This is a genomic window from Corticibacter populi (genome assembly GCF_004217315.1).
Classification (GTDB): Bacteria; Pseudomonadota; Gammaproteobacteria; order Burkholderiales; family Burkholderiaceae_C; genus Lampropedia; species Lampropedia populi.
In genome coordinates this window covers 19,479-42,445 of sequence record NZ_SGWR01000004.1, presented here as the reverse complement: position 1 = coordinate 42,445, position 22,967 = coordinate 19,479, and the positions used below count along the sequence as shown (strand labels likewise).

Below are 22,967 nucleotides of genomic sequence, written 5' to 3'. Positions count from 1 at the left end.
ACCCGCCGGACGGGGCCCGGAGCCGGCGGATTGTTACATGGATGATAGGGTCAAAGCCGGGCAGGCTCTGCAACCATTTGTGAACCCTGCCCGCAACGGTTCTGCCGAGGAGAAGCTGCCATGCTCAAATTCACTGCCCGCTCGAGTGCCCCCATCCAGTACCTGGACAGCGACGCCAAGCGTCTGCTGAAAATCCTCGGCAAGGAAGGCTCTCCGGGCATCGTCACCGTCGCGCAGTTGCCAGCGGCCATTGCCGCACTGGAACAGGCCGTGGCCCGGGAAGAGGCCGCCCTGGCCGCAGCAGCCGCCGATGCCGCCAGCGAAGGTGCCACGGCCACGCGCGCCGAGGCCGACACCGATGGCGGCGCCGAACGCGGCCCAGCCATCAGCCTGCGCCAGCGCAGCGCCCCGCTGCTGCAACTGCTGCGCACCGCCCTTGCCAATGAAGAGGATGTGGTCTGGGGCGTGTGAGGGCGGATCTGCCGTCGCGGCATGCCCGCTTTCGCACTATGATGCGACGCCCAGATAAGGAGAACCATTCATGGCTGCAGCCGGTCTGTTGATGTTGCTCGACGACATTGCCACCATCCTCGACGACGTGGCGGTGATGTCCAAGATGGCCGCGAGAAAGAGCGCGGCCATGGCCGACGATGTGGCCGTGCTCAGCAAGGTGGCGGCGCAGAAGACCGCCGGCGTGCTCGGTGACGACCTGGCCCTCAACGCCCAGCAGGTCACTGGCGTCTCGGCACAGCGGGAGATTCCCGTGGTCTGGGCCGTCGCCAAGGGCTCGCTGGTCAACAAGCTGGTGCTGGTACCACTGGCGCTGCTCATCAGCGCCTTGCTGCCGCAGGCCATCACGCCGCTGCTGATGCTCGGCGGCGCTTTCCTCTGCTATGAGGGGGCCGAGAAGATCCTGCACAAGCTGCTGCACCAGGACCATGCCGGGCATGCCGAGCCGCAGGCGCCGACCGACGAGAAAACCAAGGTGCGTGGTGCCATCCGTACCGATTTCATCCTCTCGGCGGAGATCATCGCCATCACGCTGGGCGTCGTCGAGGGCCATGACCTGACCCGCCAGGCGGTGGTGCTTGGCATCGTCGCACTGGCCATGACGGTATTCGTCTACGGCCTAGTGGCAGGCATCGTCAAGCTCGATGACCTGGGCCTGTGGCTGACGCAGCGCGCCAGCGCAGCCGCGCGGGCGAGTGGCCGCGCCATTCTCGCCCTGGCGCCATGGCTGATGAAGGCTTTGTCGGTGCTGGGCACGGCCGCCATGTTCCTGGTGGGCGGCGGCATCATCGTGCATGGCGTCGCCAGCCTGCACCACGGGCTGCAGGACCTGGCCGCCAGCCTGACTGGCAATGCCGGCAACTTCTTCGTCAACAACCTCGGCAACGCGCTGGTGGGCCTGGCGCTGGGCCTGTGCATCGTGGGGGTGCTGGCGGCGCTCAAGCGCCTGCGCGGCCCGTCGCGGGCGTCATAGAGCCATAGAGCGCCGCGCCGCCATCAATCGGTCTTGTCCGCCGATGCCGCATCGTCTGGCCGGCGCACCACCAGCACCGGCACCTGTACGGAGCCAAGCACGCGGTCGGTGGTGCTGCCGAGCAGGAATTTTTCCAGCCCGGAGCGGCCATGCGAGGCCATCACCACCAGGTCGATGCCGCGCTCCTGCACCACCTGCGAGATGGTGTTCTGCACGATGGAGCCTTCCAGCGATAGGGTCTCGACCTGCAGGCCGGCCTGCTCCAGTTCCTGCCGCGCACGCGCCAGCGCATCGCGAGCCTGTTCGCTGGTCTCGGCCACGTACTGCGCCTGGCCATAGGCCAGGTCGGTGCCGATCCCGGTGAAGGGATAGGGATCGATGACATACAGCACCAGCACCGATCCGCCAAACGCCTTGCCAATGGCCTTGGCATGCTCGATGGCATGCAGGGATGTTTCGGAACCGTCGATGGGCACCATGATGTGTTGATACAGCGACATCGCAAACCTCCTGGAAATTGCGCCGGGGCCGTGTTGCGGCCTGGTTGCCACATCACGCCGGCCAGCCATGCAAGGATGGCTGCGGCGGGATCCCATGGCCGGTCGCCCGCCGCAGCCCACAGAGTGATTTTCCACCAAGCAGATGCCCATGGGGATGTTTTTATGTCCGGCAGTGATGCATGGCCTCCGGCAACATTGGCTTTACAAAGCTTTTACCCCTGCGCCACGCCAGGCTGCAGGCAGCCGCGCAACAATCTGGCCTCGAGCTTGTAAGGCGCAGGTTACGATCTTTTCCCCGGCAGCCACGATCTTTGGCGGCGGTCATGCCCAAAGATCACCTGCAGGCGCCGAAACCGGGCATGGAGAGGCTTTGAACCAGTAGTCACCGCCACCTTGCTCCTCCTCTGTCCATCCGCGAACGACGATTCCATCCTCTTCCCGATCCACCATGTCCAAGAAAAGCAAAACGACGGTTTTCTGGGTGCTGGCCCTGCTGGTGCTGGCCGCGGCCGCCTACTTCGCCAAGCAACGCTGGTTCACGACGCCCCAGGCGCCGCGATACGCCAGTGCCGCCGTCACGCGAGGCAACATCGAGCAGACCGTGCTGGCCTCAGGCAAGCTCGAGGCGTTCCAGCAGGTCAGCGTGGGCGCGCAGGTATCAGGCCAAGTGACACGACTGGCCGTGGAGCTTGGACAGGACGTCAAGGCGGGCGACCTGATTGCCGAGATCGATGCACGCACGCTGGAGAACACCCGGCGCAATGCCGAGGCCGCTCTGGCGACGGCGCGCGCACAGCTGCAATCGCAGCAGGCCAACCTAGCGCAGGCAAAGCTGAGCTATGAGCGGCAAAAGCAGCTGCTGGCCGCCGATGCCGGCGCGCGTGCCGACTTCGAATCCGCCGAGGCGGCCTACAAGGTGGCGCAGGCGAGTGTGCAGGCGCAGCAGGCCCAGGTGTCACAGCAGGAGATCGCGGTGGATACGGCCAAGGTCAACCTGGGCTACACCCGCATCGTCGCCCCGATGGACGGACAGGTGGTGGCCGTGGTCACCAAGGAAGGTCAGACCGTCAACGCCAACCAATCGACGCCGACCATCATCATCCTGGCGCAACTCGACACCATGACCATCAAGGCGGAAATCTCCGAGGCGGACGTCACCAAGGTCAAGCCCGGCCAGGCGGTGTACTTCACCATCCTGGGCGAGCCCGAGAAGCGCTACAACGCCACGCTGCGCTCGATCGAGCCGGCGCCCGAATCGATCTCCAGCAGCAGCACCAGCAGCACCAGCTCCTCGACCTCCAGCACCTCCAGCGCGATCTACTACAACGGGCTCTTCGACGTGCCCAATCCCGACCATGAGCTGCGCATCTCGATGACCGCGCAGGTCTACATCGTGCAGAACTCGGTCGAGGATGTGCTGGTCATTCCCGCCGCCGCCCTGGGTCGCCGCGGGCCGGATGGCGATTACATGGTGCGGGTGGTCGACACCGACGGGCAGGCGCAGCCGCGCCGCGTCCAGATCGGGCTGAACAACAATATCAGCGCCCAGGTCATCAGCGGTCTCGAAGAGGGTGATCGCGTGGTGGTGGCCGATGCCGGCGGCACGTCGGCGGCGCGCGCGCCACGCCAACCCAGCGGCCCCGGCGGCATGAGGTTCTGACCGTGGCCGAGATTCAAGCCCAGGGTGTCGCCGGCCCCTTGCTGCGGCTGCGCAAGGTATGGCGCGAATTCCCCGCTGGCGAGGGCACCATCGCGGTGCTCAAGGACATCGACCTGGACATCCAGGCCGGCGAGATGGTGGCCATCGTCGGGCAGTCCGGCTCGGGCAAGTCCACGCTGATGAACATCCTCGGCTGTCTGGACAAACCCACCAGCGGCAGCTACCAGGTGGCCGGCCGCGAGACCGGCCAGCTCGCGCCCGACGAGCTCGCCGAACTGCGCCGCGAATACTTCGGCTTCATCTTCCAGCGCTATCACCTGCTGGGCGACCTGACGGCGCAGGGCAATGTGGAGGTGCCAGCCGTCTATGCCGGCACCAATGCCGCCGGACGCGCCGCGCGGGCGCACCACCTGCTCGAGCGCCTGGGCCTGGGCGGGCGCACCGGCCATACTCCCGGCAAGCTCTCGGGCGGCCAGCAGCAGCGTGTCTCGATCGCCCGCGCGCTGATGAACGGTGGCCTGGTGATCCTGGCCGATGAACCCACCGGCGCGCTGGACTCGGCCTCCGGCGCCGAGGTGATGAAGATCCTCGGCGAACTGCATGCCGAGGGGCACACCATCATCCTGGTGACGCACGACATGAAGATCGCCGAGCATGCCCAGCGCATCATCGAGATCCATGACGGCGAGATCATTGCCGACCGCGCCAATCCCGACAGCGATGCCACCGCGCCGCCCGACGGCCAGCCAGCATTGACCGCGCGCGCCACCCGCACCGGTTTTGCCGCCGGCTTCGGGCGCTTCCGCGAAGCCTTCCACATGGCGCTGCTGTCGATGAACGCGCACCGCCTGCGCACCTTCCTCACCATGCTGGGCATCATCATCGGCATCGCCTCGGTGGTCTCGGTGGTGGCGCTGGGCGCAGGCTCGCAGCGCGCCGTTCTCGAGAACATCGCCTCGATAGGCACCAACACCATCGACATCCGCCCCGGCACCGGCTTTGGCGACCGCGGCGCGGCACGCGTGCGCACGCTGGTCTCCGGGGATGCCGACGCACTGGCGCAGCAAAGCTATGTGGACAGCGTCACCCCCAGCGTCAGCAGTTCCAAGACCGTGCGCTATGGCAACGTCGAATCGACCGGCCAGATCCAGGGCGTGGGTGAGCAGTACTTCCAGGTCAAGGGCCTCAAGCTCGCCTCGGGCAGCCTGTTCGACCGCGAGGCCACCACCGATCGCCGCCAGGTCGCGGTGATCGACGAGAACGCTCGCAAGACCTTCTTTGCCGATGGGAGCAGTCCGATCGGCCAAGTGCTGTTCCTCGGCAGCGTGCCGGTGCAGGTGGTCGGCGTGCTCCAGGCACAGGCCAACGCCTTCGGTCCCAATGCCGACAGCGTCAACGTCTACGTGCCCTACACCACGGTGATGAGCCGCATCACCGGGCAGAACTACCTCAGCGGCATCACCGCGCGCATCAGCGATACGGCCTCTACCCAGGCAGCCGAATCGGGTATCACCGAGCTGCTGACGCGCCGCCACGGCCGCGTCGACTTCTTCCTGATGAACTCCGACACCATCCGCCAGACCGTCGAGAGCACCACCCAGACCATGACGCTGCTGATCGCCTCCATCGCCGTCATCTCGCTGCTGGTGGGCGGCATCGGCGTGATGAACATCATGCTGGTGTCGGTGACCGAGCGCACCGGCGAGATCGGCGTGCGCATGGCCGTGGGTGCGCGCCAGGGCGACATCCAGCAGCAATTCCTCATCGAGGCGGTGCTGGTGTGCGTGCTCGGCGGTGTTCTGGGCATCCTCAGCGCGCTGCTGTTCGGCGAGGTCTTCAGCCGCTTCAACTCCAGCTTCACGCTGGCCTACTCGGTCGACTCGATGGTGCTGGCCTTCCTGTGCTCATCGCTCATCGGCGTCGTGTTCGGCTACCTGCCGGCGCGCAGCGCCGCGCGCCTGAACCCGATCGATGCGCTCTCGCGTGACTGAAACCTTCTTGACGTGGACTTCCCGCATGCCGACCTCCCTTCCGCTTCCTCCCGCCATCGGCGTGCAACGCCTGCAGCCAATGCTGCGCGGCGCGCTGGCCTGTGCCGTGCTGCTGGTGGCCGGTTGCACCAGCCTGCGCAGCGATTTCAGCGCCCCCGGCGTGGCCACGCCCGCAGCCTGGTCGAACACCGCGCACGACCGCGCGGCCGTCAGTAACGCGGCGCTGGCGCATGTGGCCCTGGAAGATGCCTGGTGGACGCATTTCGACGATGCCGAACTGAACCGTCTCATCGACCTGGCGCTGCAGAACAACAGCGACCTGGTGGCGGCTGCCTGGAACATCCAGCAGGCCCGCTACAGTGCCGGCCTGGCCGCCGACAGCCTCACTCCCAGCCTGGGCGCCAATGCATCCTCCAGCGCAAGGCGCGACCTCGATGGCGGCAGCACCAGCCACAGCTATGCCGCCAACCTCAGCCTGAGCTATGAACTCGATCTGTGGGGCAAGATCGCCGCGCAGAAAGACTCCGCGGACTGGCGCCTGGCCGCCACCGAGCAGGATCTGCAGACCACCGCCATGAGCCTGATCGCCAGCGTGGCCACGCTTTACTGGCAACTGGCCTACCAGAACGAGCAGATCGCCAGCGGCGAGCAAAGCCTGGACTATGTGCGCCGCACGCAGCAGCTCATCCAGGCCCAGTACGCGGCCGGCATGGTCTCCGGCCTGGAAGTGCAGGAATCGCGTCGCAGCGTCGCCAGCCAGGAAGCGGCGCTGGTCACCCTGCGCCAGAACCGTGTCGCCACGCGCAATGCGCTGGCGGTGCTGCTGAACGTCCCCCCTTCCGACGAGGCGCTGGCTGCGCTGTTGCCGGCCGAGCCGCCAGCCTTGCCAACCACCGCCGTGCCCGAGCTGCCCGTAGGCGTTCCGGCCGAGGTGCTGGCGCGCCGCCCCGACCTGCAGGCCGCCGAGGCGCGCCTGCGCGCCACGCTGGCCGACGCCGACACCACCCGCGCCAGCTACTACCCCGGCATCAGCCTCACCGCCGGCGCCAGCAGCTCCAGCACCTCGCTGGGCAACCTGCTCTCCAACCCGGTGGGCTCGCTCGCGGCCAGCCTGTCGCTGCCATTCCTGCAACAGACCCAGATGCGGCTGAACACCGCCAGCGCCCGAGCCAGCTACGAGGCAGCCGCCATTGCGTTCCAGAAGTCGCTGCTGACCGCCTTGCAGGAGGTCGAGGACGCGCTGGGCACCCGCCGGCAGCTGGCCCAGCAGCAACGCTGGCTGGAGGAGCAGCTTGATGCCGCACGCCAGGCCGAGCAGCGCTACGAGGTGCGCTACCGCACCGGCTCGACCGCCCTCAAGAGCTGGCTGGACGCCCAGGAAAGCCGCCGCAATGCGGAGCTGGCACTGTCGGCGAACCGACTCGCGCGCCTGACCAACCAGGTGACGCTCTACAAGGCACTGGGCGGCGACACGGTGGTGCCCGCCCCGGAGCTGGCCACCACGCTGGCCCGCTGAGCCGCGCCGGTCCGGACACATTCGAGCTGGCCGGAGCAGGGCATCACCTGCCCCGCCCACCGGCCTGATCGGCCCGCACCTGACATGGTTCCAAGACAGAACCATGAAAGCCCGAGTCCGTGTCACGGCCAATGGCCGGTCCGTTGCGTCCGCATTAATGATCGTCTATTATCATTTCAGATGGACCGACTTTTTCTTTTAGACACCACCATGACCCAGACCCCTTCTCACCGTCTTTCCGCGCTGATCGCGCCCGCCGCGCTGATGGCCTTCGGCATGATCGGCAGTGCCCATGCCGACAGCCACGGCCACCAGCATGATGCCCAGAGCGGCGACAGCCACGCACAAGCCGCCCATGTGCATGGCGTCGTGCAAGTGGATATTGCCGCCGATGGCGCCGAACTGCTGGTGCAACTGACCTCGCCACAGGCCGACATCACGGGCTTCGAACATGAAGCCAGCACCGAGCAGGACAAGCAGGCCATCGCCACGGCGCTGACCACACTGCGCGGCAAGCCGCTCTTCACCCCGAACGCGGCCGCCGGCTGCAAGCTGGAGAAGACCGAGATCGAAGGTCTCGGCGAAGACGACGACCATGACCATGAACACGCCCATGCCGACGCGCACGGCAAGGCCGAGGAAGGCCACGCGCATGACCATGATCACGAGCATGCCAAGGAAGAAGGGCATGAGCATGGCCATGCCGACGTGGAGGTGAGCTACCACTTCCACTGCGACACGCTGTCGGCCCTGCAGTCGATCGAGGTCACGCTCACCCAGGCCTTCCCGACCATCCACACCATCAACGCACAGCTGGCCCTGCCGCAGGGCCAGTTCAGCCGCACGCTCAAGACCGGTCAGACCCGACTGGAATGGAAGTGAGCCCAAAGGCCCGTCGATGACGGAATCGAATCGCAGCGCGCCGCCATGGCCGCAGCAGGACGTGCCCACGCAAACCGCGATCTTGCAGGTGCGCCAACTGGAATACCGCTGGCCCGGGCAGAGTGCGCCCTGCCTGGTCATCGATGACTTTGCGGTGATGCCGGGCGAGACGGTGTTCCTCTATGGCCCCAGCGGCAGCGGCAAGAGCACGCTGCTGTCGCTGCTGGCCGGCGTGTTCCTGCCCCAGCGAGGTGAAGTCCTGCTCGGCGGGCAGGACTGGGCGCGGCTGCGCGGTGCGCGGCGCGACCGCTACCGCGCCGACATGCTCGGCTACATCTTCCAGCAGTTCAACCTGCTGCCCTATCTGAGCGTGCAGGACAACGTACTGCTACCCTGCCGCTTCTCCACTTCGCGCGCGCAGGCGGCCATCGCCCAGCACGGCAGCCTGCCAGCCGCTTCGGGCCATTGGCTGGCCGCCATGGGCCTGCCCCGGTCGAGCTGGCAGCGCCCGGCCCGCGCGCTCTCGGTGGGCCAGCAGCAGCGCGTGGCGGCAGCGCGGGCATTGATCGGTGCCCCGCCGGTGATCATTGCCGACGAGCCGACCTCGGCCCTGGACGAGAACCGTCGCGACGCCTTCATGGACCTGCTGCTGGCGGCCTGCCGGGAAGCCGGCAGCACGCTGGTGTTCGTCAGCCACGACCAGCGCCTGGCTGACCGCTTTTCGCGGCAGGTGAGTCTGCCGGCCATCAACCACGCGGCCATCGAGCACATTGATGCCGCCGAGGATGAACCCGCATGACCGCCCTGCTCCGCCTGGCCTGGCAAAGCGCCTGGAACCGGCGCTTCACGCTGGCCCTGACCATTTTCTCGATCGCACTCTCGACCTTCATGCTGCTGGGCGTCGAGCGCATTCGCACCGACGTGCGCGAGAGCTTCACCTCTGCCGTCTCCGGCACCGACCTGATCGTCGGCGCCCGCACCGGCCCGGTGCAACTGCTGCTGTACTCGGTGTTCCGCATCGGCGCGGCCACCAACAATGTCCGCTGGCAAAGCGTCGAAGACATCAGCCGGATGCGCGGCGTTCGCTGGGTCATCCCGATGTCGCTGGGCGACTCGCACCGCGGCTATCCGGTGCTCGGCACCTCGTCGGCCTATTTCGAGCATTTCCAGTACGGCGACCGCCAGGCCTTGCGCATCGCCCAGGGCAAGCCTTTCGAAGATCTCTTCGACGCCGTGCTCGGTGCCGACGTGGCGCGCCAGCTCGGCTACCGGCTCGGCGACCGCATCACCCTCACGCACGGGGCCGGCGGCCCGATCAACAACGTCGAGCACGACGACAAGCCTTTCGTCGTCGCCGGCATCCTCGCGCCCACCGGCACGCCAGTGGACCGCACCGTGCACATCAGCCTCGAAGCCATGGAGGCGCTGCACGTGGACTGGACCAGTGGCGTGCGCCTGCCTGGCCAGAACGTCGACGCCGAGGCCGTGCGCGCGATGAATCTGCAACCGAAGAACATCACCGCCGCGCTGGTGGGCCTACAATCGCGCGCCCAGGTTTTCTCGGTGCAGCGCCAGATCAACAATTACCGGGCCGAGCCGCTCATGGCCGTACTGCCAGGCGTGGCCATGGACGAGCTGTGGAAAGTCATCGGCACGGGCGAGAAGTCGCTGCTGCTGATGTCCGGCCTGGTGGCCTTCGTCAGCCTGCTGGGCATGGTGGCGGTGGTGCTGGCCGGCCTCAACGAACGCCGCCGCGAGCTGGCCGTGCTGCGCGCCGTCGGCGCCCGGCCCGGCCACATCATCTGGCTGCTGGCGCTCGAAGGCCTGCTCTCGACCACCATCGGCGTGCTGCTAGGTGCGCTGGCCCTAGTGGCCACCGGCTTGCTGGCCGCGCCCTGGTTGTTGAACCAATTCGGCCTGGTGCTCTCCATAACGGATGTGACACCACTGCAATGGTGGATACTGGCGGGACTGCTGTCGACCGGCTTTCTGGCCAGCCTGATTCCGGGCTGGCGGGCCTACCGGCTGTCGCTGGTCGATGGGCTCTCGCCACCCGTCTGAACCGACACCTCTTGCGCCTTCCGATCATCATGTTCTTTGCTCAAATCACCCGCCGCGCCTGTCTGCGCGTGGCCGCCGCCGCACTGGTTGGCGCCTGTGCACTGCCGGCGCTGGCCGCCGGCGGCAACCCCGCACTCATCAGTTGGGACGATCTGGTCCCACAGGACTGGGACCCCAGCGGGCAATTCAATGACCTGATCGAGCAGGGCGTCGCATCATGGGACGACAGCGACCCGCGCGCCCAGCAGCTCTACGACCGCATGCGCAAGGTCTGGGACGAGGCGCCCACCGTGGCGGACATGGGCGGCAAGTCGGTGCGGCTGCCCGGCTACGTGGTGGCGCTAGAGGAAGGCCGCGAGGGCCTGACCGAGTTGCTGCTGGTGCCCAACTTCGGCGCCTGCATCCACACGCCGCCACCGCCGGCCAACCAGATCATCCACATCAAGCTCGACAAGCCCATCAAGGGCTTCGAGTCGCTTGATGCCGTCTGGGCCGAGGGCACGCTCGAAGTCATGCGCAACGACTCGGAGATGGGCGTGAGCGGCTACAACCTGCGCCACGCCAGCCTGACGCGCTACGAAGGCCTCTGAACCTGTGCGCCACGGCTCAGCGGCCGTCGGTCGCGGCAGTTGCCGTGACGGAGGCTGCGGCCTTGGCACGCGCCATCAGCTGCTCGGTATTCGTCTTGCGGTCGGCATTGACTTTCTGCACATGCGGCCGCTCGGCCATGCGGGCCAGGTAGCTTCGCAGCGGCAATGTCGCCAGCAGGTCGCGGCCGTAGATGATCTTCGTGGCGGCACTGACCAGCGGCAGATGCACCACGGCAGCGCAATCGGCGAGCGTGAAATGCGCACCGGCAATGTACGGATCAAAACGCGGCAGCGTGGCAAACGCCGCCACATTCTTCTCCAGTTGCGGCAGCAGCTTGTCCTTGAGGCTGGGGCTGATCCGGCCACCGAAGAAGGCCTCGGGAAACAGATTGCGCGCCACCAGCTCCAGGTGCAGCTCGATGTAGCGCACCAGTTCGCGCACCTTGGCGGCGGCATAGGGATCCGCCGGCACAAGCGGATTGTCGGGGTAGCGCTGCTCGATGTATTCGAGAATGACGGTGGATTCGCTGATCGGACCATCCTCGGTCAACAGATAGGGCACTTTGCCCAGCGGGCTGGCGGCCGGGTCGGTCGCGCCGATCCAGGCCAGCCGCTCATCGAAGGGCAGGCCTTTCTCGAGCAGCGCAAGCTTGACCTTGTTGTAGTAATTGCTGGCAGAGAAGCCGCAAAGGGTGAGCATGGTGTCGTCTCCTGAGGATGATGCCTGTCGCTATGGTCCCGGGCCGCATGCCTGCCCGTGCCGCAGTGTAGGCATCCCTCGCCGCGCGCCGCGTCGCGCAGTTGACGACACCGCGTCCTTGTCACGGGTTACGTCTGCTGACGCAACAGGCGCACCTGCTCATCCCGGCCATGCCGGCCGGACTCAATCGAGCAGGTCGGAGTAGTCGCCGAAACCGTAGCCAACCAGTTGCTCCCACGGCAACACCTCGGGAGCCGGCACTTCCTCGGCGCTCAGTCGGTAATAAGTGGTGTCGTGCGGACCACGGCGCAGCACGCGCCTTGGATACTGTTTCTCGATGTCCCAGGCCACTTCGGTCATGCTTTCATCGGCGAAGCGGCGATAGAGCTGGATGCCATCCTTGGGAGAGCCCACCGGTTGCAGATGCTGCAGCGACGATGGCGGGATGACCCAATAGGTGGCGGCCCACGAACCGTTGTAGCCCACATTGCCCTGGTGGCCGCGTTCGACATCGATGATGCGCTGCATGTCTCGCATGATGACCTGCACGCGTGGCGGCACCTCGTCGGCCTGGCGTTCGACCAGCAACGGCGCTTCCTGCGCCAGCGTGTGCGCATGGCCGGCGTGCGGTCCAGCCGCAGCGCTGGCACTGGCGTGGCCATGGGCCATGCTGTCGCGCAGCGCCTGTGGCAAGTCCTTCTCCAGCCAGACCTTGTTGTCCTTGCGATGCATGCGCTTGGTGTAGCGCACCTCACGCTGCACGCCGTCGCTGCCGACATTGATGGTGTGGTAGGTCAACATCAGGTGCAGTTCGGGCGCGTCCTGATCCGGTGCGGGCAGCAAGGGGGCCGCGGCCCGTGTCGCGGCATCGCCGGCATGATCGGCGGTCACCGCCACACCGAGCAGGGCCGCCGGCGTGGCGAAACTGGTGCGGGTCGGGCCAGCAGACTGCTGCTGTGCCGCAACGGCACCGACGCTCAGCGCCAGCAAGGCGGCAAGCAAGGTGCCGCGCCAGCCGGAGGCCGGACGGAGAGCATTCAGAGTGAAAGCAGACATGGTCGGGAAGCAGAAGATAAGCAGGAAAAAGGCCTGGTGACAAAGCCGGAAAGAGGCGGCTTCCGGTCAAGGGAAGCGCCTCTTTGGCCTCGATTGCCCGGCAATGTCGCTGGGCTTGACAGGCAGGATCACAGACCGGCGGCCGCACGCACCTTGTTGAACACCTTGGTGTTGTCGTAGGAACCCTTGAAATGCTGGGCGCCAGCGCCACCAGCGAAGAGCATCACATCGCCACCACCGTGGGTTTCGCTGCCAGCGCCGCCCAGGTTGATACCCACTTCCTGCAGGAAGTTGTCGGCGGTGGTATCGACATTCGTCAGGTTCTCGCGCTCGGCGCTGCGGGCCGGTGAAATGTAGGCTTGGCCATCTTCTCCCACCGCGCCTGCACTGGCACGGCCACCATTGCCGAACACCAGCGTGGTGTAGGGCTTGCCATCCGCCGCAGACAGAATCTTGCCGTCGGAATAGCCACGCGCCAGGCCCAGAATCGGGTTGCCGATCTTGGTGTAACCGTTGAAGGCGATGGCATGGTCATGGTCGGCGGTGACGACGATCAGCGTGTTGGCCAGGCCTGGGTCCTTCTGCTCCATGATCTCGAGCGCCTTTTCCACTGCGGCGTCCAGCGCCAGCGTGTCTTCCAGCGCGCGCTTGGCGTTGGTGCCGTGCAGGGCGTGGTCGATGCGGCCGCCTTCGACCATCAGGAAGAAACCCTTTTCGTTGCGACTGACCACTTCCAGGGCTTTCTCCGTCATCTCGGCCAGGCTGGGTTGATCCAGCTTGAGTTCCGGCTTGGTGCGATCGAGCTCATAGGCCATTTCGCTGGAGGCGAAAATGCCCAGCAGCTTGCTGGTGTTGGCGACATCCAGGCTGTTCAGGGCCGTACCCGAGTCCACGTAGGTGTAGCCCAGCTTCTGGAGGTCTTCGACCAGGTTGCGTTCGTCGGTGCGCCGGCTGCTGGCATACACGCTCTTGGGCAGGTAGTTGCGCCAGCCGCCGCCGAGCATCACGTCAAGGCCGCCCTTGAGGCGGCTGTTGAATTCCGGATAGCCGGGCACGGACTGCTCGGCAATGGTGTTGTAGGCATTGCGGTTGCAGACGTGCGCATAGGTCGCCGCCGGCGTGGCGTGGCCCAGGCGCGTGGTGGAGACCACACCGGTGGAGCGGCCCTTGTCGATGGAGAGCTCCAGCAGCGTCTCGGCGGCCTGGCCGTTGCCGGCCGGGCAGGTGGTGTTTTCGCCATTGATGTACTGGTTGCCGTCCGGCGCGTAGGCCTGAGTCTCGGCGGTCATCGAAATGACCTCGTTGTTCATCTTCACGCCGGTCATGTAGGCGGCCATCGAGGGCGCACTGTCGGTGGTCTGGCCATCGTTGGAATAGGTCTTGACGCGGCCCGCGTAGCCCAGCTCCTGGAGGGCCAGCTTGGCCCGTTCGGGCGATTCGAGGTCAGCCCCGTTGGCCAGTGCCTTCTCGCCCTTGTAGATGCGCGCGGCCGTCACCGTCACCGGCCCCATGCCGTCGCCGAGGAAGAAGATCACGTTCTTGGCCGTGCCGGCATCCTGCGCGAAGCTGCCACCAGCCGCGCCCAGCAGCACCGCTGCCAGTGCCAGCGCGAGCGAGGATTTGCGAAAGTCGATTGTCATGATGGGTAGTCCTTGTCTTGCGGTGGTTGCGCTCATTGCAGGTCGATCGCGGTCTTGATCAGGCCGAACACGTCGGTGTTGGTCAGCGTGCCGCGGAAGTTCTCGGCGCCCAGCCCCTTGGCGCCCAGGAACACGTCGCCACCGCCGTGGGTTTCGCCACCCTGGGCCATCGGCACCACGGCTTCCTGGTTGTAGTCGGGGCTTTCGAGCTGCTCGGCCGTGATGGTGGCGCGTTCGGCGGGCCGGTTGGGGCCGTTGCCGAAGCCGAGGATGGTGTAGTTGGCTCCGCCCACGTCGACGGAGTCCTGTTCGGGGTTGGTGTAGGACTTGACCAGGCCCAGCACGCCCGGCTTGCCGGCCTCGGTCTTGCCGGTGCGCGCGGCATAGCCGTTCATCTGCAGGGTGTGATCATGGTCGGCCGTCACCACCACCAGGGTGTTCTGCAGACCGGGGTCGATGGCTTCGAGCTTTTCCAGCGCAAGCTTGATGGCATTGTCGAAGGCCACCGTGTCCTGCAGCGCGCGGCGGGCATTGGTGGCGTGCAGCGCATGGTCGATGCGTCCGCCCTCGACCATCAGGAAGAAACCCTTCTTCTGTGCGGCCAGCGCATCGATGGCCTTGCCGGTCATCTCGGCGATGCTGGGCTCCTTGGCCGCGTCGCGGTCGAGGTCATAGCTCATTTCGCTCTGCGTGAACACGCCGAAGATCTTGCCACCGGTGGTGGGCAGGCTGTCGAAACCGGCGCGGTCGGTGGCCACCGTGTAGTTGGCCTTCGCGAGTTCGTCGAGCAGCTTGCGCTTGTCGGTACGGCGACCGCCATCCTCGGTGGGCACGAAGTTGCGGATGCCACCGCCGAGCACCACGTCGATGCCATCGCCCAGCTTTGCGTTGTAGCCTTCGCCGCCGGGCACCAGCGCCGCGGCAATCGTATTGTGGGCCTCACGATGACACACGTGCGCATAGGTCGTCGCTGGCGTAGCGTGCGTCACGCGGGTGGTGGTGACCACGCCGGTGCCGTAGCCGGCCGCCTTCATTTGCTCAAGCAGGGTCTCGACGGCCTGGCCGTTGCCGCTGGCCGGACAGGTGGTGTTCTCGCTATCAACGTAGGCCTTGCCGTTGGCATCGACCGCGCTCGTCTCGGCCGACATGGAGATGACCTCGTTGTTCATCTTCACGCCGGTCATGTAGGCCGCCATGGAGGGCGCGCTGTCGGTCACCTGGCCATCCCGCGAATAGGTGTGCACGAAGGCCGTCTCGGGCAGCGTGTCGATGGTCAACTCACCATCCTCGCCCACGGCATAGATGCGCGAAGCCGTCAGCGTGGTGATGCCCATGCCGTCGCCGAGGAAAAACACGACGTTCTTCTGCGGGGATGCCACCGGAGGCGTGGTGGTATCGTCGTTGTCGTCACTGCCGCAGGCGGCCAGCGCGATGGTCAATCCCATGACTGTGGGATACAGCAGCTTTCTGTTCATCAATACTCCCTTGGATTGCGGCACGGGACAGCAAACGGCCTCCGTCCGGATGCGGCGCAGTCTAGGGACGGTCCATGACAGGACCGTGAAAATAAAATTGATACTACATTCTCATATATTCTCATGACATTTCGATGACAGCGCCCGTGTCATGGCATGTTCTGGAGGAGGGCGTGCCAGGCAGATCCTTATAATCAGGAATCCATCAAAATTCTGTCGCGGAAAGCCGCTTTGGCTGTTCGACGACCATCTCCTGCCCGGAGACCCCACCTCCATCACATTTCTGCAGGAATCGAGTTGCTCAAGGCCGTCGCACTTCACGGCATCGTCGTGCTGCATATCGCCATGGCCCTGGCATGTCCTGAGCCCGTCCTGGCCGCAGCATCCTCCACCATCGACACCCCCACCAGCGCAGGCGCCACCAGCCTGTCGGCACGGATTCGCCACGTCGTCGGCGGCATCCTGGGACATGCGCGCTGGCCGCGCCAGCCCGAGCACCTGCAGCTGTGCCTTACCGGTGCCAGCCGCTATGAACAGGCGCTGATGGACGTCCCCCTGCCCGGTGCTCCGCCCATGGCCAGCCAGACGTTGCCGTTCGACAGCCCGCAGCTGCTGACGCAGTGCCATGCGGTCTATATCGGCACACTGGCCACGCCCCAACGAACCCGGCTGGTCGCAAGCCTGGTGGGCCGGCCCATCCTCACCATCCGCGAGCAGGGCGGCACCTGCGTCGACGGCACGCTGTTCTGCCTGCATATCCGCGATGACGCCATATTCTTCGAGATCAACCTCGATTCGGTCGCCCGCAGCGGCCTGCGCATCGATCCCCGGGTGCTGGCCGTGCCCCACACCGATCCGCTGCCAGCGCAGGGGCATTAGCAATCTTTTACAATTGGCCGTCCATCCATGGACGCCTGCATACGTTGTGCCTCCGCCAGCGCCAAGCGCGTCTGCGCTCCATTCCTTCCATCCGCATCGCGAAGCTTCCCATGTTCAAATCCCTGCCCCTTTGGCTTCTCTCCTTCGCCGTCTGCCTGCTCAGTGCCTGCCAAAGCACCCCACCAGCCCCTCACGGCCTGAGCCAGGCGCAGGTCAAGGCCCTCGAGGACTATGGCTTCACGCACATCGACAACGGCATGAAGTACGACCTGTCGGGCAAGATCCTGTTCGCCACCGACTCTTCCGAACTCAGCGATGACGCCAACGCGGTCATCGCCAAGGTGTCGACACTGTTGATCGACATCCAGATCTCCCACCTGCGGCTCGACGGCCACACCGACAACCAGGGTCGGGCCGCCTACAACCTGGAGCTGTCCGAGCGCCGCGCAGCCATGGTCGCCAAGGCCATGATCGCCAATGGCATCCCGACCGAAAGCATCGTGGTGCGCGGTCTGGGTGACACGCAACCCATTGCCGACAATGGCACCGAAGCCGGGCGCAGCGAAAACCGGCGCGTGACCATCATCGTCGGCACAGCCGCCAGCCTCTGAACAGGCATCCGGAAACGATCCGGACAGTAGCGAGAAACGCGACCGCCCGGATCATGGTTTGCATGGACACGGCGCACTCCCGCACAATCGGGACTTCCGGACAAGGGAGTCATCATGGAGTGGAGCTTTCGCGATCTCGACACGCTGTGGCGCTGGCACGACCATGGTCGTCTGGACGAGCGGCAGCTGGCCCTGCTGGTCCAGCAGGCGCCGCTGCGGCCCGGACCCGCTACCTGGCGTGAATTCCTTGCGCAACTGCTGCTGTGGGCCGGCTGCTTGGCCCTGGCCAGCGGGCTGATTTTTTTCTTTGCCTACAACTGGGACGCGCTGGGCCGCTTCGCGCAGCTCGCGATGGCCGCTGGCGCACTGCTGCTCGCATTGGGCCTGACGCTGGCCACCACGCCCGGTGGTCGGGCCTGGCGTGCCGGCTGCCTGGCGGTGGCACTGTGCATGGGCGCCCTGCTGGCATTGATTGGCCAGAAATACCAGACCGGTGCCGACATCTGGCAACTGTTCGGGGTCTGGGCCGCGCTGATGCTGCCGGTGGCACTGCTGGCGCGTTCGGGCGCGGTCTGGCTGCTCTGGGCACTGCTGCTGAACCTGACGCTCTGGCGCTGGCTGGCAATGGACGGCAGCGTGTCCGGCTGGGCCATGCCGCTGCAAGCCATGATGGGCCATGGCATCTGGATGGGGCTCACCAATGGCCTGCTGCTGCTGGCTTTCGAGACGCGGCCCACCTGGCTCATGGTCCAACCGCAGCGCTGGCTGGCACGCTGCCTGCTCGCCGGCCTGCTGCTGCCCCTGGCGAGCGACACCATCACCCATGGCCATGGCGCAATGCTGCTGTTCTGCGGCGTCGCGGCACTGGCCTGGTGGCACTATGCCCGCCGGCAGCTGGACGCCATGGCCGTGGCACTGGTCTACGCGGCCACCCTCTATGCCATTATGGGCTGGCTGTTCAATATGCTGCTCAACCGCCTCGACGCCAGCGGACTGCTGCTGCTCACGGTGTTACTGCTGGCCGGCTCCAGCATGTGCGCCAGACATGTTCTGCAGCTCTGGCGCCAGCAACGCGGCCAGGATGGTGAAGATGGCGAAAGCGGGCAAGGGCAGCAGGAGGCGCACGCATGATGGGTATCCTCGCTCCGCTGGCCGACCGCAGCCAGAACCTCGCCAGCCGGCTGCAGCAACTGGGCATCACGCCCACGCTGGCAACCAACGCATCCCAGGCACAGCCGATGCCCTGGTGGCTCAGCCTGCTGATGGCCCTGGCCGCCTGGCTGGCCGCCCTGCTCGGCATGGCCGGCCTGGCCCTGCTGGTACAAGAGCCCAGGGCCGGCTACGCCGGCGTGCTGCTCGCCGGCGCCGGCCTGGCGCTGATGCGTGGCAATGGCGCAGCCCGGGTGTTCCCGCAGCAGTTCGGCTTTGCGCTGTCGCTGGCCGGCCAGACCCTGGTGGCTCTGGCGCTCGCGTTCGACTGGCGCAGCGAGCACGTGCTGCTGGCCTACGCGCTGATCTCGCTGCTGGTCAGCCTGCCTGCCTCGCCCATCTGGCACCGCTGCCTGTGCCTGCTGTCGGCCCAGGCATGCGCCTGGGCCTGGCTGCTCAACATGGGCTGGCCGATGGCCTGGACGCCGCCGCTCATCACGGCACTGGCCCTGCTGGGCTGGTTGAGCCGGCCCGGCTGGACCGGCCGGCCGCAGGCCCGGTGGCTGCAGGCCTGGCTGCACAGTGTCAGCCTGCTGACGGCGGGTGCCCTGCTGCTGCAAGTGTCGATGCCGGACATGAACATCTGGCTCGACCATTGGACACCCGACGCCCTGCCCTGGCTGTACCGCTGGCGGCCCTGGAGCTGCGCCGCCCTGTGGCTGGCCACGCTGGCCTGGCTGTGCCACGACGCCGGCAGCGGCTGGCGCCTCTGGCAGCTGCCGGCCGCGGCCCTGGCGGCGCTGGCCTGGGTGATGCCCAATGTCCTGCTGGCGCTCGCGCTGACGCTGGTGCTGTTCCGGGCCGGGCAGCGCGTCTGGCTGGGCGTGCTGCTGCTGACCAGCCTGTTGCTGATCGGCGCCTACTATCACGAGATGACGCTGAGCCTGATGGGCAAATCCCTGAGCCTGATGGTGCTGGGCACCGGCATGCTCGCTGCCGCCTGGTGGCTTGGCAAGGCCCCGCACCGGTTGGCCCATTCCCCTGGAGACCTGCAATGACGCTCTCTGCCACGCCTTCCTTTCCGTCCCCCGCACAGCGGCGTCTCCCTGTGCCGGCATGGCCACGCTACGCGTTGGCTGCCGCCGTCGCACTGGCGCTGGCGCTGGCGGCCTGGACGGTGCTGCGCCATGAACACACCCTGCGGCACGGCCAGCCCATCCTGCTGGAGCTCGCCCCCGTCGATCCGCGCTCGATCATGCAGGGCGACTACATGACGCTCGACTACGCCGAGGAGCAGGTGCTGCGCAGCCAGTACCAGCAACGGAGCAGCCGTGACGAGGGGACGCTGCCGGTCTCCCCTGCCACCTATGCCTACCTGCGAGTGGATGCACAACGGCGTGCCCGTGTCGCAGCCCTCGGCGATACGCCGGCCGCGCCGGGCGGGCTGATCGCCCTGCGCCTGCGCGGCCGGGCCCATGCGCCCGCGCTGGGCCCACATGCCTTTTTCTTCCAGGAAGGCGCAGCCCAGGTTTACGAAACGGCCCACTGGGGCGAATTGCGTGTCGCCCCCGATGGCACGGCCCTGCTGGTGACCTTGCGCGATGCCGAACTGCGACCGCTGGGCCAGAACAGGTTCTGATGTTCAAACTCGGTTTCTGGCTGCTGCGCCTGCTGCTCGTGCTGCTGGCAGTGGCCGCCGCGCTGGTGTGGTGGCAGCGCGGCCAACTGGCGGTGCTCGCGCTCACGCGCACCGACCCATTGCCCGAGGTCGAGGCGCTGGTAGCCAGGCAACGCTATGCCGAAGCGGCCGAGTTGCTCGACTTCTTCCTCCAGTACGATTACGTGCGCACACGTCCCGAGGCGCAGCAGCTGCACGAGGCCATCGAGACCCGGCGCAGCAGCCTCTCCTACCAGGCCGGCAAGATCGCAGAAGGCGTGCTGCATGGCCGCAGCGACGAGAACATCGGCCAGATTGCCGGCATTGCCAGCGATTTTCTGGTGATCGGCGACTTGCGCGACCTGGGCATCCAGGCCTGGCGCTATGCGCGCGACGAGGAAACCGACCCGGTGCTGATCGCCCTCTCGTCCCTGGGCCTCGCCGCCAGCGCCGCACAGCTGGGCAGTGCCTGGGGCAGCGCCGCCACCGCTGGCGCCGGGGCGCCGGCCCTGGCCGCCAGCACCTCCGCCAAGAGCACCATCACCACGCTCAAGACGCTGCGGCACCTGGGCCGGCTGCCCGCCTGGTTGTCCGAGACCCTGGTGCAAAGCGCCCGCCAACTGCGCCGTCAGCGCAATACCGACGGGCTGGCGCCGCTGCAGGCGATTTTTGCCGATGTCGCCACGCTGCAGGCCACCCCCAGCGGGCTGCGCCTCCTGGCGGCCACGCGCGATGCCACCGACCTGCGCTCCGCCGCCCGCTTCGCCAAGATCCACGGCAGGCACAGCGGCACGCTGCAGCGCATTGGCGGCACCGCGCTGGTGGGCAACGTGCAGTTGAGCGAGCGCCTGGGCCGCGATGCGGTGGAGTTGGCCGCCACCTACGGCCAGCGCGGCCTGCGGGTGCTGGGGCAGACCGGTGCGCTGCGTTTTGCCAAGTACAGTGCGCGCGCCGCCAAGATCGGCTGGAAGGGCGACATCTGGCGCCTGCTGGCAGGCTGGCTCGCACGCCTGCCCGGTGCGCTGCTGCTGGCGCTGATGGCGGCGGGCTTGCTGGCGCTGTGGCCGCGCCGGCGCATGCGCCGGGTGCGCGCGCCGGTGCGATAGTCCCGCCGCTCAGATTCTGTTCAAAGCTTCAGCGGCTGCTGGTACAGGCGGCCACGGTGGTAGAGCAGCGGCGTCGCCTCTTGCGGCGGCAAGGATTGGTAGCCGGTGCGCAGCACCTCGCCGATGAAGATGCGGTGGTCGCCCGCCACATGCACGGCCTGGCGCCGGCACTCGAACCAGGCCAGCGCCTCTGGCAACAGCGGCATGCCGCTCGGGCTGGCCACGATCGGCAGGTCCTTGAAGCGGTCCACTCCGCGCGAGGCAAAGCGCTGCGCCAGCGGCAGCTGGTGGGCCGCCAGCACGTTGATGGCAAAGTGCTGCTGCGCCGCAAAGGCCGGCATGCTGGCCGATTGCTGCTCCAGGCTCCAGAGTACCAGCGGCGGCTCGAGCGAGACGGACGCGAAGGAACTGATGGTCAGGCCCACCGGGCTTTGCTGGCCATCCAGCGTGGTAACGATGGCCACGCCGGTGGCATACATGCCCAACGCGTCGCGCAGGTGGCGCGTCGTGAAGTCGGCCTGCAGCCGCGCGGCGCTGTCGCCAGGGCCCAACGGGCCGCTTTCGTGGGGCTGCGCCTCGGCCGCGCGACCACGGCCTGCGGTCTTGCTCACATCGGCTCCCATCACTTCTGCTGGCCCTGCTCTGCCAGCACCAGCGCCTGCAGGGCATCCGTCAGCGCCGGCGTGGCCTCATAGGGTTCGAGCTGCGCGGCCAACCCGGCGAGCGCACCGGCCCCCAACTCCTTGAGCAGCTTCACGGCAGCACCCGTGTCACGGCCCGCCGCATAGGCCTTGCTCTGCAACAGCACCTCACCCTTGGCGGAGGTGAGCTTGAAATAGAACCGGCCATCGTTCTCGCGGTATTGCTTGATGAGTGGCACTGCTGCCGGTGCGGCTGGTGCATCTTGGGCAGCCGTCTCCGGCGCCGCGCCAAGCAGGGTCAGCTCGCGCAGGCCCACCGCGTGGCGCAGCTCGGCCAGGTAGGGCGCGGCAACCGCCCGGGCCTTGTCGGCACCGTGGCGCAAAATGGCCTCGATGCGCGCGGGTGCGGCCATCAGCTCGTCGAAGTGCGCGCGCATCGGCGCGATTTCCTCATCAATGCGCTCGAACAGTTGCTGCTTGGCATCGCCCCAGGCGATGCCATCGGCAAAGGCCTGCCGCATGGAGGCGGTCTGTTCCGCGCTGGCAAAGGCCTGGTAGAGCAGGAAGATGGCCGAGCCCTCGGTGTCCTTGGGTTCGCCAGGCGTGCGCGAATCGGTGGCAATGCCCATGATCAGTCGGCGCAGCTGCTCACGCGGCGTGAAGAGCGGGATGGTGTTGCGGTAGCTCTTGCTCATCTTGCGACCATCGAGCCCGGGCAGCGTGGCCACGTTCTCGTCGACCGCCGCCTCGGGCGGCACCAGCAGCTCGCAGCCCGCACCGTAGAGGTGGTTGAAGCTGGCAGCCATGTCGCGCGCCATTTCGATGTGCTGGACCTGGTCGCGCCCCACGGGCACCTTGTGGGCCTTGAACATCATGATGTCGGCGGCCATCAGCACCGGGTACATGAAGAGACCGGCGGTGACATCGGCATCGGCATCGAGGCCGGCCGCGACGTTCTTGTCCACTGCCGCCTTGTAGGCATGGGCCCGGTTGAGCAGGCCCTTGCCGGTCACGCAGGTCAGCAGCCAGGTCAGCTGCGGAATCTCGGGGATGTCGCTCTGGCGATAGAAGGTGACCTTGTCGGTATCCAGCCCGCAGGCGATCCAGGTGGCGGCGATCTCCAGCGTCGAGCGCTGCGTCTGCAACGGGTCGTGCGACTTGATCAGGCTGTGCAGATCGGCCAGGAAGTAGAAGTTGTCGACATCGGCCACATGCTGCGAGCGCACCGAAGGCCGGATAGCCCCCGCGTAGTTGCCCAGATGTGGAATGCCCGAAGGGGTGATGCCGGTGAGATAGCGGATGGTCATGGTGTCAGAAAAGTCCCCGGAGAGCCTTGGTGGCGGCATCCCGGCCTGGCAAGGCGGGCGGTG

Annotated in this window: 22 protein-coding genes; 15 read left to right on the top strand and 7 right to left on the bottom strand. The window is 66.8% G+C overall.

Annotated elements, in window-relative coordinates; all coding sequences use genetic code 11:
* Positions 1-120: 120 nt before the first annotated feature.
* Both EV687_RS14345 and EV687_RS14340 read left to right on the top strand, forming a co-directional pair.
* Positions 121-471 (top strand): DUF1840 domain-containing protein, encoded by a 351-nt coding sequence (locus EV687_RS14345; RefSeq protein WP_122229744.1) that lies wholly within the window; start codon positions 121-123, stop codon positions 469-471.
* Positions 472-541: 70 nt separating this feature from the next.
* The gene (locus tag EV687_RS14340; protein WP_122229746.1) at positions 542-1,483 is read left to right on the top strand and encodes a DUF808 domain-containing protein; all 942 of its coding nucleotides are present in this window, start codon (positions 542-544) and stop codon (positions 1,481-1,483) included.
* Between the two features lie 23 nt (positions 1,484-1,506).
* On the opposite strand, the gene EV687_RS14335 is transcribed toward EV687_RS14340, so the two are convergent.
* Positions 1,507-1,983 (bottom strand): universal stress protein, encoded by a 477-nt coding sequence (locus EV687_RS14335; protein WP_341273268.1) that lies wholly within the window; start codon positions 1,981-1,983, stop codon positions 1,507-1,509.
* Positions 1,984-2,431: 448 nt separating this feature from the next.
* Between EV687_RS14335 and EV687_RS14330 the strand changes: the two genes are divergently transcribed.
* The 7 genes from EV687_RS14330 (at position 2,432) to EV687_RS14300 (ending at position 10,683) form a co-directional block, all read left to right on the top strand.
* Complete coding sequence (locus EV687_RS14330; protein WP_122229748.1) at positions 2,432-3,643, top strand: efflux RND transporter periplasmic adaptor subunit; 1,212 nt, start codon at positions 2,432-2,434, stop codon at positions 3,641-3,643.
* 2 nt (positions 3,644-3,645) lie between these two features.
* Positions 3,646-5,634 carry a MacB family efflux pump subunit gene (locus EV687_RS14325; RefSeq protein WP_242612661.1) on the top strand — a complete coding sequence of 663 codons (1,989 nt, stop codon included), beginning with the start codon at positions 3,646-3,648 and terminating at the stop codon, positions 5,632-5,634.
* 25 nt (positions 5,635-5,659) lie between these two features.
* Entirely contained in the window at positions 5,660-7,150 is a 1,491-nt protein-coding gene (locus tag EV687_RS14320; RefSeq protein WP_242612660.1) for an efflux transporter outer membrane subunit, read from the top strand.
* A 210-nt stretch (positions 7,151-7,360) separates the two neighbouring features.
* The gene (locus EV687_RS14315; RefSeq protein WP_278044266.1) at positions 7,361-8,032 is read left to right on the top strand and encodes a ZrgA family zinc uptake protein; all 672 of its coding nucleotides are present in this window, start codon (positions 7,361-7,363) and stop codon (positions 8,030-8,032) included.
* 16 nt (positions 8,033-8,048) lie between these two features.
* On the top strand, positions 8,049-8,831 hold the full coding sequence (locus EV687_RS14310; RefSeq protein WP_122229752.1) for an ABC transporter ATP-binding protein: 783 nt from the start codon (positions 8,049-8,051) through the stop codon (positions 8,829-8,831).
* A complete protein-coding gene (locus tag EV687_RS14305) occupies positions 8,828-10,093 on the top strand; it encodes an ABC transporter permease (protein WP_122229754.1) in 1,266 nt (421 codons plus the stop codon). Before EV687_RS14310 ends, EV687_RS14305 begins: the two co-directional genes overlap by 4 nt.
* Positions 10,094-10,122: 29 nt before the next feature.
* Entirely contained in the window at positions 10,123-10,683 is a 561-nt protein-coding gene (locus EV687_RS14300; protein WP_122229756.1) for a DUF3299 domain-containing protein, read from the top strand.
* 16 nt (positions 10,684-10,699) lie between these two features.
* Here EV687_RS14300 and EV687_RS14295 read toward each other — a convergent pair whose 3' ends face one another.
* The 4 genes from EV687_RS14295 to EV687_RS14280 form a co-directional block, all read right to left on the bottom strand.
* Positions 10,700-11,383, bottom strand: a complete 684-nt coding sequence (locus EV687_RS14295; protein ID WP_122229758.1) for a glutathione S-transferase family protein — start codon at positions 11,381-11,383, stop codon at positions 10,700-10,702.
* Between the two features lie 183 nt (positions 11,384-11,566).
* A complete protein-coding gene (locus EV687_RS14290) occupies positions 11,567-12,439 on the bottom strand; it encodes a hypothetical protein (protein WP_122229760.1) in 873 nt (290 codons plus the stop codon).
* A gap of 128 nt (positions 12,440-12,567) precedes the next feature.
* Positions 12,568-14,079, bottom strand: coding sequence for an alkaline phosphatase (locus tag EV687_RS14285; RefSeq protein ID WP_122229762.1), 1,512 nt, complete (start codon positions 14,077-14,079; stop codon positions 12,568-12,570).
* Positions 14,080-14,111: 32 nt separating this feature from the next.
* Positions 14,112-15,554, bottom strand: a complete 1,443-nt coding sequence (locus EV687_RS14280; protein WP_122229764.1) for an alkaline phosphatase — start codon at positions 15,552-15,554, stop codon at positions 14,112-14,114.
* A gap of 297 nt (positions 15,555-15,851) precedes the next feature.
* Here EV687_RS14280 and yfiR point away from each other — a divergent pair, with 297 nt between their 5' ends.
* The 6 genes from yfiR (at position 15,852) to EV687_RS14250 (ending at position 20,956) form a co-directional block, all read left to right on the top strand.
* On the top strand, positions 15,852-16,433 hold the full coding sequence (gene yfiR / locus EV687_RS14275; protein WP_162846621.1) for a regulatory sequestration protein YfiR: 582 nt from the start codon (positions 15,852-15,854) through the stop codon (positions 16,431-16,433).
* Positions 16,434-16,543: 110 nt separating this feature from the next.
* Positions 16,544-17,044 carry an outer membrane lipoprotein YfiB gene (gene yfiB / locus EV687_RS14270; protein ID WP_130466529.1) on the top strand — a complete coding sequence of 167 codons (501 nt, stop codon included), beginning with the start codon at positions 16,544-16,546 and terminating at the stop codon, positions 17,042-17,044.
* A 114-nt stretch (positions 17,045-17,158) separates the two neighbouring features.
* The gene (locus EV687_RS14265; RefSeq protein ID WP_122229770.1) at positions 17,159-18,175 is read left to right on the top strand and encodes a DUF2157 domain-containing protein; all 1,017 of its coding nucleotides are present in this window, start codon (positions 17,159-17,161) and stop codon (positions 18,173-18,175) included.
* Positions 18,172-19,251 carry a DUF4401 domain-containing protein gene (locus EV687_RS14260; protein ID WP_122229772.1) on the top strand — a complete coding sequence of 360 codons (1,080 nt, stop codon included), beginning with the start codon at positions 18,172-18,174 and terminating at the stop codon, positions 19,249-19,251. Before EV687_RS14265 ends, EV687_RS14260 begins: the two co-directional genes overlap by 4 nt.
* The gene (locus tag EV687_RS14255) at positions 19,248-19,832 is read left to right on the top strand and encodes a GDYXXLXY domain-containing protein (protein ID WP_122229774.1); all 585 of its coding nucleotides are present in this window, start codon (positions 19,248-19,250) and stop codon (positions 19,830-19,832) included. The genes EV687_RS14260 and EV687_RS14255 overlap by 4 nt, the downstream gene beginning before the upstream one ends.
* Entirely contained in the window at positions 19,832-20,956 is a 1,125-nt protein-coding gene (locus EV687_RS14250) for a hypothetical protein (protein ID WP_122229776.1), read from the top strand. Before EV687_RS14255 ends, EV687_RS14250 begins: the two co-directional genes overlap by 1 nt.
* Positions 20,957-20,976: 20 nt before the next feature.
* Here the strand turns inward: EV687_RS14250 and EV687_RS14245 are convergent, their stop codons facing one another.
* Positions 20,977-21,567, bottom strand: a complete 591-nt coding sequence (locus tag EV687_RS14245) for a flavin reductase family protein (RefSeq protein WP_242612659.1) — start codon at positions 21,565-21,567, stop codon at positions 20,977-20,979.
* Positions 21,568-21,578: 11 nt separating this feature from the next.
* Positions 21,579-22,904: a tryptophan--tRNA ligase gene (locus EV687_RS14240; protein WP_122229780.1), complete on the bottom strand. Its 1,326-nt coding sequence runs from the start codon at positions 22,902-22,904 to the stop codon at positions 21,579-21,581.
* Between the last annotated feature and the right edge of the window lie 63 nt (positions 22,905-22,967).

Excerpts from the sequence above, each read along its gene's own strand:
- EV687_RS14345 (WP_122229744.1), top strand. The coding sequence starts at position 121 with ATGCTCAAATTCACTGCCCGCTCGAGTGCCCCCATCCAGTACCTGGAC.
- EV687_RS14340 (WP_122229746.1), top strand. The coding sequence starts at position 542 with ATGGCTGCAGCCGGTCTGTTGATGTTGCTCGACGACATTGCCACCATC.
- EV687_RS14335 (WP_341273268.1), bottom strand. The coding sequence starts at position 1,983 with ATGTCGCTGTATCAACACATCATGGTGCCCATCGACGGTTCCGAAACA.
- EV687_RS14330 (WP_122229748.1), top strand. The coding sequence starts at position 2,432 with ATGTCCAAGAAAAGCAAAACGACGGTTTTCTGGGTGCTGGCCCTGCTG.
- EV687_RS14320 (WP_242612660.1), top strand. The coding sequence starts at position 5,660 with ATGCCGACCTCCCTTCCGCTTCCTCCCGCCATCGGCGTGCAACGCCTG.
- EV687_RS14315 (WP_278044266.1), top strand. The coding sequence starts at position 7,361 with ATGACCCAGACCCCTTCTCACCGTCTTTCCGCGCTGATCGCGCCCGCC.
- EV687_RS14310 (WP_122229752.1), top strand. The coding sequence starts at position 8,049 with ATGACGGAATCGAATCGCAGCGCGCCGCCATGGCCGCAGCAGGACGTG.
- EV687_RS14305 (WP_122229754.1), top strand. The coding sequence starts at position 8,828 with ATGACCGCCCTGCTCCGCCTGGCCTGGCAAAGCGCCTGGAACCGGCGC.
- EV687_RS14300 (WP_122229756.1), top strand. The coding sequence starts at position 10,123 with ATGTTCTTTGCTCAAATCACCCGCCGCGCCTGTCTGCGCGTGGCCGCC.
- EV687_RS14295 (WP_122229758.1), bottom strand. The coding sequence starts at position 11,383 with ATGCTCACCCTTTGCGGCTTCTCTGCCAGCAATTACTACAACAAGGTC.
- EV687_RS14290 (WP_122229760.1), bottom strand. The coding sequence starts at position 12,439 with ATGTCTGCTTTCACTCTGAATGCTCTCCGTCCGGCCTCCGGCTGGCGC.
- EV687_RS14285 (WP_122229762.1), bottom strand. The coding sequence starts at position 14,079 with ATGACAATCGACTTTCGCAAATCCTCGCTCGCGCTGGCACTGGCAGCG.
- EV687_RS14280 (WP_122229764.1), bottom strand. The coding sequence starts at position 15,554 with ATGAACAGAAAGCTGCTGTATCCCACAGTCATGGGATTGACCATCGCG.
- yfiB (WP_130466529.1), top strand. The coding sequence starts at position 16,544 with ATGTTCAAATCCCTGCCCCTTTGGCTTCTCTCCTTCGCCGTCTGCCTG.
- EV687_RS14265 (WP_122229770.1), top strand. The coding sequence starts at position 17,159 with ATGGAGTGGAGCTTTCGCGATCTCGACACGCTGTGGCGCTGGCACGAC.
- EV687_RS14260 (WP_122229772.1), top strand. The coding sequence starts at position 18,172 with ATGATGGGTATCCTCGCTCCGCTGGCCGACCGCAGCCAGAACCTCGCC.
- EV687_RS14255 (WP_122229774.1), top strand. The coding sequence starts at position 19,248 with ATGACGCTCTCTGCCACGCCTTCCTTTCCGTCCCCCGCACAGCGGCGT.
- EV687_RS14250 (WP_122229776.1), top strand. The coding sequence starts at position 19,832 with ATGTTCAAACTCGGTTTCTGGCTGCTGCGCCTGCTGCTCGTGCTGCTG.
- EV687_RS14240 (WP_122229780.1), bottom strand. The coding sequence starts at position 22,904 with ATGACCATCCGCTATCTCACCGGCATCACCCCTTCGGGCATTCCACAT.